This window comes from Luteimonas flava, assembly GCF_036584485.1.
Classification (GTDB): Bacteria; Pseudomonadota; Gammaproteobacteria; order Xanthomonadales; family Xanthomonadaceae; genus Luteimonas; species Luteimonas flava.
Genome location: NZ_JAZHBM010000069.1, coordinates 1 through 289 on the forward strand (window position 1 = coordinate 1; position 289 = coordinate 289).

Here is a 289-nt window from a genome sequence, read left to right on the forward strand (position 1 = left end):
GCCGGACAACGCTTGCGCCCTACGTATTACCGCGGCTGCTGGCACGTAGTTGGCCGGCGCTTCTTCTGCAGGTACCGTCATTTTCGTCCCTGCTGAAAGGGGTTTACGACCCTAGAGCCTTCTTCCCCCACGCGGCGTTGCTGCGTCAGGCTTTCGCCCATTGCGCAAGATTCCCTACTGCTGCCTCCCGTAGGAGTCTGGGCCGTGTCTCAGTCCCAGTGTGGCTGATCGTCCTCTCAGACCAGCTACCCGTCGATGCCTTGGTGAGCCGTTACCTCACCAACAAGCT

1 rRNA gene is annotated in these 289 nt (G+C 60.6%); it reads right to left on the reverse strand.

Annotation, left to right across the window (positions count from 1 at the left end):
• Positions 1-289: ribosomal RNA gene (locus V3391_RS17715) — 16S ribosomal RNA — on the reverse strand; the annotation flags it as partial.